The sequence below is a fragment of the Pseudomonas sp. HMSC067G02 genome, from assembly GCF_001813485.1.
GTDB lineage: Bacteria > Pseudomonadota > Gammaproteobacteria > Pseudomonadales > Pseudomonadaceae > Pseudomonas > Pseudomonas aeruginosa.
Genome location: NZ_KV812647.1, coordinates 1 through 15,594, shown reverse-complemented (window position 1 = coordinate 15,594; position 15,594 = coordinate 1). Strand labels below are relative to the sequence as shown.

At 67.7% G+C, this 15,594-nt stretch carries 16 protein-coding genes; 14 read left to right on the top strand and 2 right to left on the bottom strand.

Going from position 1 to position 15,594, the window contains the following annotated elements; translation table 11 throughout:
* From HMPREF2914_RS09420 to HMPREF2914_RS09400, 5 genes are all read left to right on the top strand, one after another.
* Window positions 1-648 carry an SPOR domain-containing protein gene (locus HMPREF2914_RS09420; protein ID WP_023091549.1) on the top strand — a complete coding sequence of 216 codons (648 nt, stop codon included), beginning with the start codon at window positions 1-3 and terminating at the stop codon, window positions 646-648.
* A 73-nt stretch (window positions 649-721) separates the two neighbouring features.
* The gene (locus HMPREF2914_RS09415; RefSeq protein WP_003113932.1) at window positions 722-1,264 is read left to right on the top strand and encodes a CvpA family protein; all 543 of its coding nucleotides are present in this window, start codon (window positions 722-724) and stop codon (window positions 1,262-1,264) included.
* 222 nt (window positions 1,265-1,486) lie between these two features.
* The gene (gene purF / locus HMPREF2914_RS09410; protein WP_003091383.1) at window positions 1,487-2,992 is read left to right on the top strand and encodes an amidophosphoribosyltransferase; all 1,506 of its coding nucleotides are present in this window, start codon (window positions 1,487-1,489) and stop codon (window positions 2,990-2,992) included.
* Between the two features lie 16 nt (window positions 2,993-3,008).
* Window positions 3,009-4,220, top strand: a complete 1,212-nt coding sequence (locus HMPREF2914_RS09405) for an O-succinylhomoserine sulfhydrylase (protein ID WP_003110062.1) — start codon at window positions 3,009-3,011, stop codon at window positions 4,218-4,220.
* Window positions 4,217-4,984, top strand: coding sequence for an SDR family oxidoreductase (locus tag HMPREF2914_RS09400; RefSeq protein WP_023091550.1), 768 nt, complete (start codon window positions 4,217-4,219; stop codon window positions 4,982-4,984). Before HMPREF2914_RS09405 ends, HMPREF2914_RS09400 begins: the two co-directional genes overlap by 4 nt.
* 94 nt (window positions 4,985-5,078) lie before the next feature.
* Here the strand turns inward: HMPREF2914_RS09400 and xcpQ are convergent, their stop codons facing one another.
* Both xcpQ and xcpP read right to left on the bottom strand, forming a co-directional pair.
* Window positions 5,079-7,052, bottom strand: a complete 1,974-nt coding sequence (gene xcpQ, locus HMPREF2914_RS09395; RefSeq protein WP_023091551.1) for a GspD family T2SS secretin variant XcpQ — start codon at window positions 7,050-7,052, stop codon at window positions 5,079-5,081.
* A gap of 4 nt (window positions 7,053-7,056) precedes the next feature.
* Entirely contained in the window at window positions 7,057-7,764 is a 708-nt protein-coding gene (xcpP, locus tag HMPREF2914_RS09390) for a type II secretion system protein N (RefSeq protein ID WP_003119750.1), read from the bottom strand.
* A 219-nt stretch (window positions 7,765-7,983) separates the two neighbouring features.
* On the opposite strand from xcpP, the gene xcpR reads away from it, so the two are divergent.
* Genes xcpR through xcpZ form a run of 9 tightly spaced genes read left to right on the top strand, consistent with a single transcriptional unit; the run spans window position 7,984 to window position 15,450 of the window.
* A complete protein-coding gene (gene xcpR / locus HMPREF2914_RS09385) occupies window positions 7,984-9,492 on the top strand; it encodes a GspE family T2SS ATPase variant XcpR (protein WP_003091377.1) in 1,509 nt (502 codons plus the stop codon).
* Window positions 9,492-10,709, top strand: coding sequence for a GspF family T2SS innner membrane protein variant XcpS (gene xcpS, locus HMPREF2914_RS09380; RefSeq protein ID WP_003091376.1), 1,218 nt, complete (start codon window positions 9,492-9,494; stop codon window positions 10,707-10,709). Before xcpR ends, xcpS begins: the two co-directional genes overlap by 1 nt.
* Window positions 10,710-10,713: 4 nt before the next feature.
* Complete coding sequence (xcpT, locus tag HMPREF2914_RS09375; RefSeq protein ID WP_003130409.1) at window positions 10,714-11,160, top strand: GspG family T2SS major pseudopilin variant XcpT; 447 nt, start codon at window positions 10,714-10,716, stop codon at window positions 11,158-11,160.
* A gap of 6 nt (window positions 11,161-11,166) precedes the next feature.
* Window positions 11,167-11,685 (top strand): GspH family T2SS minor pseudopilin variant XcpU, encoded by a 519-nt coding sequence (gene xcpU / locus HMPREF2914_RS09370; protein ID WP_003103530.1) that lies wholly within the window; start codon window positions 11,167-11,169, stop codon window positions 11,683-11,685.
* The gene (gene xcpV, locus HMPREF2914_RS09365; protein ID WP_003091373.1) at window positions 11,682-12,071 is read left to right on the top strand and encodes a GspI family T2SS minor pseudopilin variant XcpV; all 390 of its coding nucleotides are present in this window, start codon (window positions 11,682-11,684) and stop codon (window positions 12,069-12,071) included. Before xcpU ends, xcpV begins: the two co-directional genes overlap by 4 nt.
* Window positions 12,068-12,781 carry a GspJ family T2SS minor pseudopilin variant XcpW gene (xcpW, locus tag HMPREF2914_RS09360; RefSeq protein ID WP_003110067.1) on the top strand — a complete coding sequence of 238 codons (714 nt, stop codon included), beginning with the start codon at window positions 12,068-12,070 and terminating at the stop codon, window positions 12,779-12,781. The genes xcpV and xcpW overlap by 4 nt, the downstream gene beginning before the upstream one ends.
* The gene (gene xcpX / locus HMPREF2914_RS09355) at window positions 12,778-13,779 is read left to right on the top strand and encodes a GspK family T2SS minor pseudopilin variant XcpX (protein ID WP_003091371.1); all 1,002 of its coding nucleotides are present in this window, start codon (window positions 12,778-12,780) and stop codon (window positions 13,777-13,779) included. Before xcpW ends, xcpX begins: the two co-directional genes overlap by 4 nt.
* Window positions 13,776-14,924 (top strand): GspL family type II secretion system protein XcpY, encoded by a 1,149-nt coding sequence (gene xcpY, locus HMPREF2914_RS09350; RefSeq protein ID WP_023091552.1) that lies wholly within the window; start codon window positions 13,776-13,778, stop codon window positions 14,922-14,924. The genes xcpX and xcpY overlap by 4 nt, the downstream gene beginning before the upstream one ends.
* Before the next feature lies 1 nt (window position 14,925).
* Window positions 14,926-15,450, top strand: coding sequence for a GspM family type II secretion system protein XcpZ (gene xcpZ / locus HMPREF2914_RS09345; protein WP_003091369.1), 525 nt, complete (start codon window positions 14,926-14,928; stop codon window positions 15,448-15,450).
* Window positions 15,451-15,594: the final 144 nt, after the last annotated feature.

Sequence of the window (15,594 nt, the reverse complement as noted above, 5' to 3'; positions counted from 1 at the left end):
ATGGCCTTGCTGGAAAGAGGGCTGAAGCAGCGCATCGTCGGGGCGTTGGTGCTGATCGCCCTGGCGGTGATCTTCCTGCCGATGCTGTTCACCCGCGAAGACGAGTCGCGCCAGGTCGTGGTGGAAGCGCCGCCGCGCCCGCAAGCGCCGGCCATGCCCAGTGTCGAGGTGCAGCCGACCGAGGTGCCGGAACTGCAGCCCGGCGAAGAAGACATCGCTCCCGAGATCGTCGAGGAAGGCTCCTCGGCCGCCGCCGGCCAGCCCAGCCAGCCGATCGGCGGCCTGCCGGCGACCCCGCCGCCTGCCCAGACCCAGGCGCCGGCCGCCAGCCCGCCGCCAAGCCAGCCGCAACCGCCCGCTGCGCCGCCGAGCCCGCCGCCCGCGGAGAAGCGCCTGGACGCCAACAACCTGCCGCAGAGCTGGTCGGTACAGCTTGCCAGCCTGTCCAACCGGGCGCGCGCCGAGGAACTGCAGAAGACCCTGCGCTCCCAGGGCTACAACGCCTACATCCGCAGTTTCGATGGGATGAACCGGGTCTTCGTCGGGCCGGTGATCCAGCGCGCCGAGGCGGATCGCCTGCGCGACCAGCTGAGCAAGCAGCAGAAGCTCAACGGCTTCGTCGTGCGCTTCCAGCCGGAACGCGGTTGACCGCGACCCGCGGCTTACCGTCGCGGGCGCGCTCTGCTAAAATGCAGCGCCTTTTCTGCTTGTGGGCTGCATAGTGGCATTTACCTGGGTCGATTGGACGATGGTCGCCATCATCGTCGTTTCCAGCCTGATCAGTCTGAGTCGCGGCTTCGTCAAGGAAGCCTTGTCCCTGCTTACCTGGATAGTCGCCGGCGCGGTGGCCTGGATGTTCGGCGGGGCGCTGGCGCAGCACCTGGGCGAATACATCCAGACCCCCTCGGCCCGCATCATCGCAGCCTGCGCGCTGCTGTTCATCGCGACCCTGCTGCTCGGGGCGCTGGTCAACTACCTCATCGGCGAACTGATCCGGGTCACCGGCCTGTCCGGCACCGACCGCTTCCTCGGCATGGTCTTCGGCGGTGCGCGCGGCGTACTGCTGGTCGTGCTGCTGGTCGGCCTGCTCAGCCTGGCCCCGGTACAGCAGGACCCTTGGTGGCAGCAGTCGGTGCTGATGCCGCATTTCCTGATGGTTGCCGACTGGTCGAAGAACTTCATTCTCGGTTTCGCCGGCCAGTGGTTGCCGGCCGCGCCGATAACGCCGCCGAGCGGCATCGGCGGGCTGCTTCCCAGCCAGTGATTTTGGCGGGACACTGGCTGAGGCCAAGTCCCGCGGTTTTCCAGGGCGGCGCGTCGATGGCGCGGCGCCGGCGGCACAGGACGTGCCGCGAGCCAGTCGGCGGCGAAGGTCGCCGATTCGCGGGAGCCAGCGGCCCACGAGGCCCTGGTCAGCTCGATGGTCCGGGACGGACCGATCGCGCTTCCCATCTTTCCAGCTTGAGCCAAGTAGGGGTTGCGTCACATGTGTGGCATCGTCGGTATCGTGGGCAAGTCGAACGTCAATCAGGCGCTGTATGACGCGCTCACCGTCCTCCAACATCGCGGCCAGGACGCTGCCGGTATCGTCACCTGCCATGACGATAAGCTGTACCTGCGCAAGGACAACGGCCTGGTCCGCGACGTCTTCCAGCAGCGCCACATGCAGCGCCTGATCGGCAGCGTCGGCATCGGCCATGTGCGTTACCCGACCGCCGGCAGCTCCAGCTCGGCGGAGGCGCAGCCGTTCTACGTCAACTCGCCCTACGGCATTACCCTGGCGCACAACGGCAACCTGACCAATGTCGAGCAGTTGGCCAAGGAAATCTACGAATCCGACCTGCGCCACGTGAACACCAACTCCGACTCGGAAGTGCTGCTCAACGTGTTCGCCCACGAGCTGGCGGTGCGCAACAAGCTGCAGCCCACCGAGGAGGACATCTTCGCCGCGGTTTCCTGCGTGCACGACCGTTGCGTCGGCGGCTACGCGGTGGTGGCGATGATCACCGGCCACGGCATCGTCGGTTTCCGCGACCCCAATGCGATCCGTCCGATCGTCTTCGGCCAGCGGCATACCGAGAATGGCGTCGAATACATGATCGCCTCCGAGAGCGTGGCCCTGGACGTACTCGGCTTCACCCTGATCCGCGACCTGGCGCCGGGCGAGGCGGTATACATCACCGAGGAAGGCAAGCTCTACACCCGCCAGTGCGCCAAGGCGCCGAAATACGCGCCGTGCATCTTCGAGCACGTCTACCTGGCGCGTCCGGATTCGATCATGGACGGCATCTCGGTGTACAAGGCGCGCCTGCGCATGGGCGAGAAGCTTGCCGACAAGATCCTCCGCGAGCGTCCCGACCACGACATCGACGTGGTCATCCCGATCCCGGACACCAGCCGCACCGCGGCGCTGGAACTGGCCAACCGGCTCGGCGTGAAGTTCCGCGAGGGCTTCGTCAAGAACCGCTACATCGGCCGCACCTTCATCATGCCCGGCCAGGCGGCGCGGAAGAAATCCGTGCGGCAGAAGCTCAACGCCATCGAGCTGGAGTTCCGCGGCAAGAACGTGATGCTGGTGGATGACTCCATCGTCCGCGGCACCACCTGCAAGCAGATCATCCAGATGGCCCGCGAGGCCGGGGCGAAGAACGTCTACTTCTGCTCCGCCGCGCCGGCCGTGCGCTACCCCAACGTCTACGGCATCGACATGCCGAGTGCGCACGAGCTGATCGCGCACAATCGCAGCACCGAGGACGTCAGCAAGCTGATCGGCGCCGACTGGCTGGTCTACCAGGACCTGCCCGATCTGATCGACGCGGTCGGCGGCGGCAAGATCAAGATCGATCACTTCGACTGCGCCGTGTTCGACGGCGAGTACGTGACCGGCGACGTCAACGAGGCCTACCTGAACCGGATCGAACAGGCGCGCAACGATGCGACCAAGGCCAAGAGCCAGGCGGTCAGCGCGATCATCGATCTGTACAACGACTGACAAAGGGGAGAGCGGCATGACTCAGGACTGGGATGCCGGGCGTCTCGACAGCGACCTGGAAGGCGCGGCCTTCGACACCCTGGCGGTTCGCGCCGGGCAACGGCGGACGCCGGAGGGCGAGCACGGCGAGGCGCTGTTCACCACCTCCAGCTACGTCTTCCGCACCGCCGCCGACGCGGCCGCGCGGTTCGCCGGCGAAGTGCCGGGCAACGTCTATTCGCGCTACACCAACCCCACGGTACGCACCTTCGAGGAGCGCATCGCCGCCCTCGAAGGAGCCGAGCAGGCGGTGGCCACGGCGTCGGGCATGTCGGCGATCCTCGCCCTGGTGATGAGCCTGTGCAGCTCCGGCGACCACGTGCTGGTCTCGCGCAGCGTGTTCGGCTCGACCATCAGCCTGTTCGACAAGTACTTCAAGCGCTTCGGCATCCAGGTCGACTATCCGCCGTTGAGCGATCTCGCGGCCTGGGAGGCGGCGTGCAAGCCGAATACCAAGCTGTTCTTCGTCGAGTCGCCATCCAACCCGCTGGCCGAGCTGGTGGATATTGCCGCGCTGGCCGAGATCGCCCACGCCAAGGGTGCGCTGCTGGCGGTGGACAACTGCTTCTGCACGCCGGCCCTGCAACAGCCGCTGAAGCTCGGTGCGGACGTGGTGATCCACTCCGCGACCAAGTACATCGACGGCCAGGGCCGGGGCATGGGCGGGGTGGTTGCCGGTCGCGGCGAGCAGATGAAGGAAGTGGTCGGCTTTCTCCGCACCGCCGGACCGACCCTCAGCCCGTTCAACGCCTGGCTGTTCCTCAAGGGCCTGGAAACCCTGCGTATCCGCATGCAGGCGCACAGCGCCAGTGCCCTGGCCCTGGCCGAATGGCTGGAGCGCCAGCCGGGCATCGAGCGGGTCTACTACGCGGGCCTGCAGAGCCATCCTCAGCATGAGTTGGCCCGGCGCCAGCAGAGCGGCTTCGGCGCGGTCGTCAGCTTCGACGTGAAGGGCGGGCGCGATGCCGCCTGGCGCTTCATCGACGCCACCCGGATGGTCTCGATCACCACCAACCTGGGCGACACCAAGACCACCATCGCCCACCCGGCGACCACCTCCCACGGTCGGCTGTCCCCCGAGGACCGCGCGCGCGCCGGGATCGGCGACAGCCTGATCCGGGTCGCGGTCGGCCTGGAGGATCTCGACGACCTCAAGGCCGACATGGCCCGGGGGCTGGCCGCGCTGTGATCGAACCCAATCTGCGAGGCAACGGCAAGGTCGCCCTGGTCACCGGGGCGGCCCGGGGCATTGGCCTGGGCATCAGTGCCTGGCTGATCGCCGAGGGCTGGCAGGTAGTGCTGGCCGACAACGACCGTGAACGCGGTGCCAGGGTGGCCGAGGCGCTGGGCGAGCACGCCTGGTTCGTGGCCATGGACGTGGCCCAGGAGGGCCAGGTGGCGATGAGCGTGGCCGAGGTGCTCGGTCAGTTCGGCCGCCTCGACGGCCTGGTCTGCAACGCCGCCATCGCCAATCCGCGCAATACGCCGCTGGAGGCGCTGAGCCTCGGCGAGTGGGCCCGGACCCTGGCGGTCAACCTGACCGGTCCGATGCTGCTGGCCAAGTACTGCACGCCTTATCTGCGCGCGCACAACGGCGCCATCGTCAACATCGCCTCGACTCGTGCCCACCAGTCGGAGCCTGACTCCGAGGCCTACGCCGCGAGCAAGGGCGGGTTGCTGGCGCTGACCCATGCCCTGGCCGCCAGCCTGGGCCCGGAGATCCGTGTCAATGCGCTCAGCCCCGGCTGGATCGATACCCGCGAGGCCGCCGAGCGCGAGGCTGCGCCGCTGACCGAGCTGGACCACGACCAACACCTGGTCGGCCGGGTCGGAACGGTGGAGGATGTCGCGTCGCTGGTGGCCTGGCTGCTCTCCGAGGACGCCGGTTTCGTCACCGGCCAGGAATTCCTGGTCGATGGCGGCATGACCCGGAAAATGGTCTACCTCGACTGAGTGTTGCCATGTCGATGTGAAAAAGGCGCTGACCCGCAAGGGGCCGCGCCTTTTTTGTTGTCCTCCGCTGTCTCGCAGGAGAGCCTGAGGAACGTTACTCCGCTTTCAGGTCGCGCAGGTCGACGGTCTGACCGTCGAACAATTGTCCGGCGCTGCTCGGCAAGATGCTCCCACGGCCTTCTGGGCTGCGACGGCCGTCGAGCACGCGGATGTCGCTGTACTTCTTCCCGGAAATCGCCGCCAGGCCTGCGCCGTCGAGCACTACGGTCGGGCGCAGGAAGACCATCAGGTTGCGCTTGGTGTGAGTGTCCTTGGTCGAGCGGAATAGCTTGCCCAGCCAGGGAATGTCGCCGAGCAGCGGTACCTTGGACTCTGCCTGCACCACGTCGTCCTGGATCAGGCCGCCGAGCACGATGACCTGGCCGTTCTCGGCGAGGATGGTGCTCTTGATCGAGCGCTTGTTGGTGATGATGTCGGTGTTGCTGACCTGCTGCACGCTGGGGGCGATGGAGGAGATTTCTTGCTCGATCTCCAGGCGCAGGGCCGCGCCGTCGTTGATGTGCGGGGTGACCTTGAGGTTGACGCCGATGTCCTTGCGTTCGACCGTGGTGAAAGGATTGCTCGAACCTTCGCTGTTGGTAGTGTAGGAGCCGGTATTGAAGGGGACGTTCTGACCGACCAGTATTTCCGCTTTCTGGTTGTCCAGGGTCAGCAGGCTCGGGGTCGACAGCAGGTTGCTCTTGCTGTTCGCCGACAGCGCGGTGACCAGCGCGCCGAAGCTGCTGCTGCCGATACCGACGATGGCGCCGTCGGGAAGCGCCGGCGGCTTGTCGTCCTTGAGCGCTTGCAGCAGGGTGCCGATGGACAGCCCGGTATTGCCGAAGTTGGTCCTGGTCCCGCCCATGCCGCCCTTGTTGATCGCCCATTGCACGCCGACGGCATCCTGGATGTCGCCGGAGATTTCGACGATGGCCGCTTCCACCAATACCTGGGCGCGCGGCACGTCGAGCTGGCGAACGATGTCCTCGAGGGCGTTGACCGTATCCGGGTCGGCCAGCAGGATCAGCGCATTGGTGCTTTCGTCGGCACGGATCAGGATGTTGCTCGGTCGGCCGCCGCCGGTCTGTTCGCCGCCCTGGCCGCCGTTGTTCTTCATGCCTTCGGAGATCTGGCCGAGGGTTTCCGCGAGGGTCTTGGCGTCGTTATGGCGCAGGCGGATCACCCGGGTGTTGGCCGAGCGCGCGGTCGGGGTGTCCAGCGACTGCGCCAGTTGCACCAGCTTGGCGCGCGCCTGCGGCGGGCCGAGGATGATCAGGCGGTTGGTGCGCGCGTCGGCGATCACCTGGGCGCCCGCCGCGCCCTTGGCCTGGCCGCGGCTCATGGCGTTGTTGAGCACCTCGGCGGCGTCCATCACCCAGCCGTAGCGCAGGTTGATCACGCTGTAGTCGTGGCTGCCCTTCTGGTCGAGCTGGCGGATCACGTCTTCGATTCGCGCGATATTGGCGCTGCGGTCGCTGATGATCAGCGCGTTGGCCGAAGGCACCGCGGCGAGGTGGCCATATTGCGGGACCAGCGGACGGATCAGCGGGATGAGTTCCGATACCGGGCTCTGCTGCACCTGGATCACCCGCGTCTCCAGCCGATCCGGCGCGCTCTGGCCGCCACCGGCCTCGGTCTTGGCCTCAGCGTTGGGCACGATGCGCGCCTGGTCGCCCTGGGCGACCACGGTGAAGCCGTGGGTGCTCATCACCGAGAGGAACAACTGGTAGACCTCGCTCAACGAGAGCTGGGCCTTGGAGACCACGCTGACCTGGCCCTTGACCCGCGGGTCGACGACGAAGGTCTCGCCGGTGATTTCGGAAATCTGGTCGATGAATTCGCGGATGTCGGCATCCTTGAGGTTGATCGTCCAGTGCGCCTCCTGCTGGTTGCCGGCCGGGACGAAGGCGTTCCCGCCGCTGTTTTCGGCGTGCGCCGCCTGGATGCCGAGGGCCAGGCTGAGAAGGACGGCGGGAACGTACGAACGACTGGTGGGGGTAAACAGGGCGCGGAACAAGGGCTGGGACATCGGGTCAGTCGCTTTCCGTAGGCGTGGTCGTGGGCTCGCTCGAGTCTTCTTCGGCGGGTTCTGCGATGGGCGTGGCTTCCATTTGCTGGCGCAAGGCATCCAGGCGCTCGCGCAATGCTGCAGCGTTCTCATCCTGCAGGCTTTGCAGTTGTTCGATCGAGTCGTTCTCGCTTGTAATGTCGTCCGCGCTGGCCAGCAGTCCCCCGGAACGGTGCGGGAAGGGCAGGCTTTCCAGGCGCCCGCCGCGCTGCAGTTCGACGCGGTCGCGGTAGACCGCGTGCAGCTTCACGCCGTCGCTGATCTCGCCGCCGACCGCGTAGCGGTGCGGCTTGTCGCCCTGGCGCTGGATGATCGCGCTGGACAGCTTGGGATCGCTCTGGACGAAGCTGCCCTTGAGCACCAGGTCGAGGTTGGTGGCCGGTGGCGGGGCGTTGGGGTCCTGGGCGCTGGTGCCGAAGAGGCGCGCCAGGCGGGTCGGATCGCTGCGGATCGACTCGTGGCTGACCGGCGAGGCGGCGACGGCTACCGGGCTGCGTTGCAGGCGCAACCAGCCGGCCGCCTGCCAGGCGAGGCTGATGCTCATGGCGATGATCAGGGCAACAGCCAGAAGGGCCGGGGCATACCGCTGCAGCCAGCGGGAAGAGGCGCCGGAGAAAGGCAATACATCACTCCTGGTCTTTATCGTTATGTCTGAAGATCGCCGAGGGATCATAGCAGTTCGTTGCCGGTAGGCTACCTACTTCTATCAATAGGTGTGACTGGCCGGGCCAGGCACGCTTGTGCTTAAGATAACGGCTCGCCAGGATACTTCTGCAAGAGGAACTCGGGATCGGCCGCACAAAACGACTAACAACTAACAATACTGACGGTAACCGTTCAGTGGTCATATACGACCAAGATACTTCTGTAAGGTTACCGCTATAAGGCATCCATGATGACAGCCCCATTACCCGACATCGCCGCGCCGGCCGCACCGCCACGGCGTCTGCCGTTCAGCTTCGCCAAGCGCCAGGGCCTGTTGTTCCTGTGCCTGGAGGAGCAGTACTGGCTGGCCTGCCGGCCGCAGGTGGAGCTGGCGGCGATCGCCGAGGCGCAGCGCTTCGCCGGCCGCCGCCTGCCGCTCAAGGCGCTCGGCGAGGACGCCTTCAACCAGGCCCTGGCGGCCTCCTACCAGCACGACTCCTCGGCGGCCATGCAGCTCGCCGAGGACCTCGGCGGCAGCCTGGACCTCGCCGCGCTGGCCGACCAGGTCCCGGAAACCGAGGACCTGATGGAGCAGGAGGACGACGCGCCGATCATTCGCCTGATCAACGCGATCCTCGGCGAGGCGATCCGCGAGAACGCCTCGGACATCCACCTGGAAACCTTCGAGAAACGCCTGGTGGTGCGCTTCCGCGTCGACGGCGTGCTGCGCGAGGTGCTGGAGCCCAAGCGCGAGCTGGCGGCCCTGCTGGTATCGCGGATCAAGGTCATGGCGCGGCTGGACATCGCCGAGAAGCGTATTCCCCAGGATGGGCGGATTTCCCTGCGGGTCGGCGGGCGCGAGGTGGACATCCGCGTCTCGACCCTGCCCTCGGCCAACGGCGAACGGGTGGTGCTGCGTCTGCTCGACAAGCAGGCCGGGCGCCTGAACCTGCAACACCTGGGCATGAGCGAGCGCGACCGCAAGCTGATGGACGAAACGGTGCGCAAGCCGCACGGCATCCTGCTGGTCACCGGCCCCACCGGCTCGGGCAAGACCACCACCCTGTACGCCAGCCTGACCACGCTCAACGACCGCACGCGGAACATCCTCACCGTCGAGGATCCGATCGAATACCACCTGGAGGGCATCGGCCAGACCCAGGTCAACGCCAAGGTCGACATGACCTTCGCCCGCGGCCTGCGGGCGATCCTCCGGCAGGACCCGGACGTGGTGATGGTCGGCGAGATCCGCGACCGGGAGACCGCCGAGATCGCGGTGCAGGCTTCGCTGACCGGCCACCTGGTGCTCTCGACCCTGCACACCAACAGCGCCATCGGCGCGATCACCCGACTGGTGGACATGGGCATCGAGCCGTTCCTGCTGTCCTCCTCCATGCTTGGCGTGCTGGCCCAGCGCCTGGTGCGGGTGCTCTGCCCGGCGTGCAAGGAGCCCTACCGCGCCGACGAGGCCGAGTGCGCGCTGCTCGGCGTCGATCCCGCCGCGCCGCCGACTCTGCATCGCGCCCGCGGCTGCGGCGAGTGCCACCAGCATGGCTATCGCGGGCGTACCGGTATCTATGAACTGGTGGTGTTCGACGACCACATGCGCTCGCTGATCCACAACGAATCCTCCGAGCAGGAAATGACCCGGCATGCCCGCACCAGCGGACCAAGCATCCGCGACGACGGTCGGCGCAAGGTGCTGGAAGGCGTCACTACGGTCGAGGAAGTCCTGCGCGTGACCCGGGAAGAATAATGGCCGCCTTCGAATACCTCGCCCTCGACCCCAGCGGTCGCCAGCAGAAGGGCGTGCTGGAGGCGGACAGCGCGCGCCAGGTCCGCCAATTGCTGCGCGAGCGCCAATTGGCGCCGCTCGATGTGAAGCCCACCCGTACCCGCGAGCAGAGCGGGCAGGGCGGGCGCCTGACGTTCGCCCGCGGACTGTCCGCGCGCGACCTGGCATTGGTGACCCGCCAACTGGCGACCCTGGTCCAGGCCGCGTTGCCGATCGAGGAGGCGCTGCGCGCCGCCGCGGCGCAGTCCACCTCGCAGCGCATCCAGTCGATGCTTCTCGCCGTGCGCGCCAAGGTCCTCGAAGGCCACAGCCTGGCCGGCAGCCTGCGCGAGTTTCCCACCGCCTTTCCCGAGCTGTACCGGGCGACTGTGGCTGCCGGCGAGCATGCCGGGCACCTCGGCCCGGTGCTGGAGCAACTTGCCGACTACACCGAGCAGCGCCAGCAGTCGCGGCAGAAGATCCAGCTGGCGCTGCTCTATCCGGTGATCCTGATGGTCGCTTCGCTGGCCATCGTCGGCTTCCTGCTGGGCTACGTGGTGCCCGACGTGGTCCGGGTGTTCATCGACAGCGGGCAGACCCTGCCGCTGTTGACCCGCGTGCTGATCGGCGTCAGCGACTGGGTCAAGGCCTGGGGCGCACTGGCCTTCGTCGCGGCGATCGGCGGCGTGATCGGCTTCCGCTACGCGCTGCGCAAGGATGCCTTTCGCGAGCGCTGGCATGGCTTCCTGCTGCGTGTGCCGCTGGTTGGTCGGCTGGTGCGTTCCACCGACACCGCGCGCTTCGCCTCGACCCTGGCGATCCTCACCCGCAGCGGCGTGCCGCTGGTGGAGGCGCTGGCGATCGCCGCCGAGGTGATCGCCAACCGGATCATCCGCAACGAAGTGGTCAAGGCCGCGCAGAAGGTCCGCGAGGGCGCCAGCCTGACCCGCTCGCTGGAAGCCACCGGGCAGTTCCCGCCGATGATGCTGCACATGATCGCCAGCGGCGAGCGCTCCGGCGAGCTGGACCAGATGCTGGCGCGCACCGCGCGCAACCAGGAGAACGACCTGGCGGCGCAGATCGGCCTGATGGTCGGCCTGTTCGAACCGTTCATGCTGATATTCATGGGCGCGGTGGTGCTGGTCATCGTCCTTGCCATTCTTCTTCCGATCCTTTCTCTCAACCAACTCGTGGGGTAATCGCGTGAATCAGAGCCGCCCATTGCAGCGTCGCCAACAGTCGGGCTTCACCCTGATCGAAATCATGGTCGTGGTGGTCATCCTCGGCATCCTCGCCGCCCTGGTGGTGCCGCAGGTGATGAGCCGTCCCGACCAGGCCAAGGTCACCGTGGCCAAGGGCGACATCAAGGCCATCGCTGCCGCGCTGGACATGTACAAGCTGGACAACTTCGCCTATCCGAGCACCCAGCAGGGCCTCGAGGCGCTGGTGAAGAAGCCCACCGGCAACCCGCAGCCGAAGAACTGGAACAAGGACGGCTACCTGAAGAAGCTGCCGGTCGACCCGTGGGGCAATCCCTACCAGTACCTGGCGCCGGGCACCAAGGGCCCGTTCGACCTGTATTCGCTGGGCGCCGACGGCAAGGAAGGCGGCAGCGACAACGACGCCGAAATCGGCAACTGGGACAACTGACCGGACATGCGGGCTTCGCGCGGCTTCACCCTCATCGAGCTGATGGTGGTGATGGTCATCATCAGCGTACTGATCGGCCTGGCGGTGCTCAGCACCGGCTTCGCCAGCACCTCGCGGGAGCTGGACAGCGAGGCCGAGCGGCTCGCCGGGCTGATCGGCGTGCTGACCGACGAGGCCGTGCTGGACAACCGCGAGTACGGCCTGCGCCTGGAGCGCGATGCCTATCAGGTGCTGCGCTACGACGAAGCGAAGGCGCGCTGGTTGCCGGTGGCGCGCGACAGCCACCGCCTGCCGGAGTGGGCGGAGCTGACCTTCGAGCTGGACGGCCAGCCGCTGGTGCTGGCCGGCAGCAAGGGCGAGAAGGAGCAGAAGAAAGGCACCGACCAGCCGCAATTGCTGATCCTTTCCAGTGGCGAACTCAGCCCGTTCCGCCTGCGCCTGGCCGAGCGCGGACCCGAGGGGCGGGCGTTGTCGCTGAGCAGCGACGGTTTCCGCCTGCCACGGGTCGAGGTGGCGCGGCGATGAGGCGCGCGCGTGGTTTCACCCTGCTGGAAGTGCTGGTGGCCCTGGCGATCTTCGCCATGGTCGCGGCCAGCGTGCTCAGTGCCAGCGCGCGCAGCCTGCAGAACGCCTCGCGACTGGAAGACAAGACCCTGGCGATGTGGATCGCCGACAACCGTCTCAACGAATTGCAACTGGAACAGACGCCGCCCTCCAGCGGCCGCAACCAGGGCGAGCTGGAGTTCGCCGGGCGCCGCTGGGAGTGGCGCACCCAGGTCGACAGCACCGCCGAGCAGGATATGCGGCGGGTGATCGTCTGGGTCGCGGCGAAGCCCCTCGGCCGCGAGCGTGGCAGCATCGAGGAACGCGCCGCGGCGCGCCTCGTCGGTTTCCTCGGGAGCCAGCCATGAGGCTACAGCGGGGCTTCACCCTGCTCGAGCTGCTGATCGCCATCGCCATCTTCGCCCTGCTGGCCCTGGCCACCTACCGCATGTTCGACAGCGTGATGCAGACCGACCAGGCGACTCGCGTGCAGGAGCAGCGCATGCGCGAGCTGGTGCGGGCGATGGGCGCCCTGGAGCGCGACCTGACCCAGGCGGTCGAACGTCCGGTACGCGACGAACTGGGCGATAACCGTGGCGCCTTCCTCAGCGAGGGCGAGAACGACCAGATCGTCGAATTCACCCGTGGCGGCTGGCGCAACCCGCTCGGCCAGGCGCGCTCGCGCCTGCAGCGGGTGCGCTGGTCGCTGTCCGGGGAGACCCTCGAACGCCGCTACTGGCTGGTTCTGGACCGCGCCCAGGACAGCAAGCCACGGGTGCAGCAGGTGCTGGACGGGGTTACCGCGCTGAGCTGGCGCTTCCTCGACAAGGAGCACAACTGGCAGGGCCACTGGCCGACCGACGAAGGCAGCGAGGAGGAGCGCCTGGAAAGCCTGCCGCTGGCGGTGGAGATGACCCTGGAGCACCGCCACTACGGCAAGCTGGTGCGCGTCTGGCGTCTGCTCGATCCGCCGCTCAAGCAGGACCAGCCGCAGGGCCAGCCGGGCGGCGAGAATGGCGAGAACGGCGAGGGCGGGGTGCCGCAGCCGCCGGAAGGCATGCCGGGGGCGCCGGAATGAGGCGCGGGCAGAGCGGCGTCGCGCTGATCACCGTGCTGCTGGTGGTGGCGGTGGTGACCATCGTCTGCGCCGGGCTGATCATCCGCCAGCAGTTGGCGATACGCAGCAGCGCCAACCAGTTGCACGTGCGCCAGGCCTGGCACTATGCGCTGGGCGGCGAACGCCTGGCGGAAGCGGTGCTGCGCCGCGACCTGCGCCAGGGCGGCGAGAATACCCGCGAGCCGGTGGACCACCTGGGCGAGGCCTGGGCGCGACCGATGACGCCGTTCAAGCTGGACGACGGCGGCGAGCTGCGGGTGCGGATCGAGGACCCCAGCGGACGTTTCAACCTCAACGGGCTGGTGCGCAAGCGCAAGGTCAAGCCGGACTCGGTGAAGCAGTTCCGTCGCCTGCTGGCCACCCTGGGGATGAAGGAAGAGATCGTCCAGGGCTTGCCGGACCGGCTGGCCGACTGGCTCGACGCCGACCAGAATCCGCAGGGCGAGCAAGGCGCCGAGGACAACCAGTACCTGCTGGAGGCGCCGGCCTACCGCGCCGCCAACCGCAGTTTCAAGGACGTGTCCGAGCTGCGCCTGCTGAAATTGTCGGAAGCCGACTATCGACGCCTGCTGCCGTTCGTCAGCGCCTTGCCCGAAGATGCGCCGCTGAACGTGAACACTGCCAGCGTGCCGGTGCTGGCCGCCATGTTCGAGATCGATCCGGGACAGGCGGAAAACATCGTGGACGCCCGCGGTCGGGAAGGTTTCCAGAGCAAGGACGATTTCACCAAGCATCTGACCCAGTTGGGTTCGAAGACCGGAAACGTCAGTTATGCCGTCGGTACCCGCTACTTCCAGGTGATCAGCGAGGTCAGCCTGGGCGACCGCCGGCAGGTGCTGGTGAGTACCTTGCAGCGGGGCAAGGACGGCAAGATACGCGTGATGGCCCGCGACATGGGGCAGGGTGGCCTGCCCATCCCGTCGACGGGCGGCGACGATTGGAAGAAGGACGAGCGATGAGTGGAGTGAGTGCGCTGTTCCTGCCGCCCGCCAGCACGGCGGGGGCCGATGGGGAACTGGCGGTATGGTGGGTGCAGGATGGCGAGTGCCGGCGCGCGCCGTTCGCCCAGGCGCTGGCGGAGATCCGCGCGCCCTGGCGGCTGTACCTGCCGGTGGAGGCGGTGACCGCCTGCGCGGTGAACCTGCCTACACAGAAGGCGCGCTGGTTGCGCCAGTCGCTGCCGTTTGCGGTGGAGGAACAACTGGCCGACGATGTCGAGCAGATGCACCTTGCCCTTGGTCCGGCGCTGGCCGACGGCCGCCACCGGGTATTCGCCGTGCAGCGCACCTGGCTCGCCGCCTGGCTGGCGCTGGCCGAGGGCGCGGGCAAGGCGCCGGCTTCGCTGCATGTCGATGCCGATTGCCTGCCGGGCGAGGGCAGTTGCCTGTTCTGGCTGGAAGAGCGCTGGTTGCTCGGCGGCAGCGGCGCCGTACGCCTGGCCTGCGGCAGCGAGGATTGGCCGGTACTGCGCGACAGTTGCCCGCCGCCGCAGCGGGCCTTCGCCGCGCAGGAGGTGGCGCCCCTGGAGGGGGTGGAAGTCCAGGCCCTGGTGGGCAATCCGCACGTCTGGCTGAGCGAGCAGCCGCTGGGCACCGACCTGGCCCAGGCCGAGTTCGCCGCGCGCCAGCAGAGCAGCCAGTGGCGCCGTTGGCGGCCGCTGCTGGGGCTGGTCGGGCTGTGGCTGGTGTTGCAATGGGGCTTTACCCTGGTCCAGGCCTGGCAGTTGCAGCGCGAAGGCGACCGCTACGCGGCGCAGAGCGCAGAGCTCTACCGCCAGCTGTTTCCCGAGGACCGCAAGCTGATCAACCTGCGCGCGCAGTTCGACCAGCACCTGGCCGACAGCGCCAGCAGCGGCGGCGAGGGCCAGTTGCTCGGCCTGCTTGGCCAGGCCGCCACGGTGATCGGCGGCGAGCCAACGGTGAGCGTCGAGCAACTGGACTTCAGCGCCGCTCGCGGTGACGTCGCCCTCCAGGTGCGGGCTCCCGGTTTCGACGTGCTGGAACGGCTGCGTTCGCGTCTCAGCGAGTCCGGGTTGGCGGTGCAGCTGGGTTCGGCCAGCCGCGATGGCTCGACGGTCAGCGCGCGCCTGGTGATAGGAGGTTGAGATGAAGGTGATGACGCAATTCCACGAGCGCCTCAGGGCCCAGGCGGAAACCTCGCAGCTGGCGATCCGCTGGCGCGGGCTGCCGGCGCGGGACCGCCTGGCGCTGCTCTGGCTCGGTGCGTTCCTCCTGCTGGTGGTGCTCTATCTGGCGCTGTGGCGCCCGGCCGAGCGCCATCTGCAGTCGGCGCGGCAGTACTTCACCGAACAGCGCGCGCTGCATGCCTACATCCAGCAGCAGGCGCCCAACGTGCGCCAGGCCGATGCCGCGGCGCCACAGGCGCAGATCGACCCGGCGGCGCTGCAGGGCATGGTCACGGCTTCGGCGGCCCAGGCCGGACTGAGTGTCGAGCGCCTCGACAACGAAGGCGAGGGCGCCGTGCAGGTGGCCCTGCAGCCGGCGCCATTCGCCAAGCTGCTGCCCTGGCTGGAGCAGTTGAACGGGCAGGGCGTGCAGGTGGCGGAGGCCGGCCTGGACCGCCAGGTCGACGGCCGGGTCTCGGCGCGCCTGAGCCTGCGGGTCGAGTGAGCGGCCCGTGGCTGGGGCCGGCATGGGCCCCGGCGCCGACCTTGGCGACAGGCGATCGCCGAAATTTCAAAAAAAATTCAATCAGGGCATTGACTTAGGTTTTTCGGTCGGTAGAATGCGCCCCACTTCGAGAGTGAAGGGTGA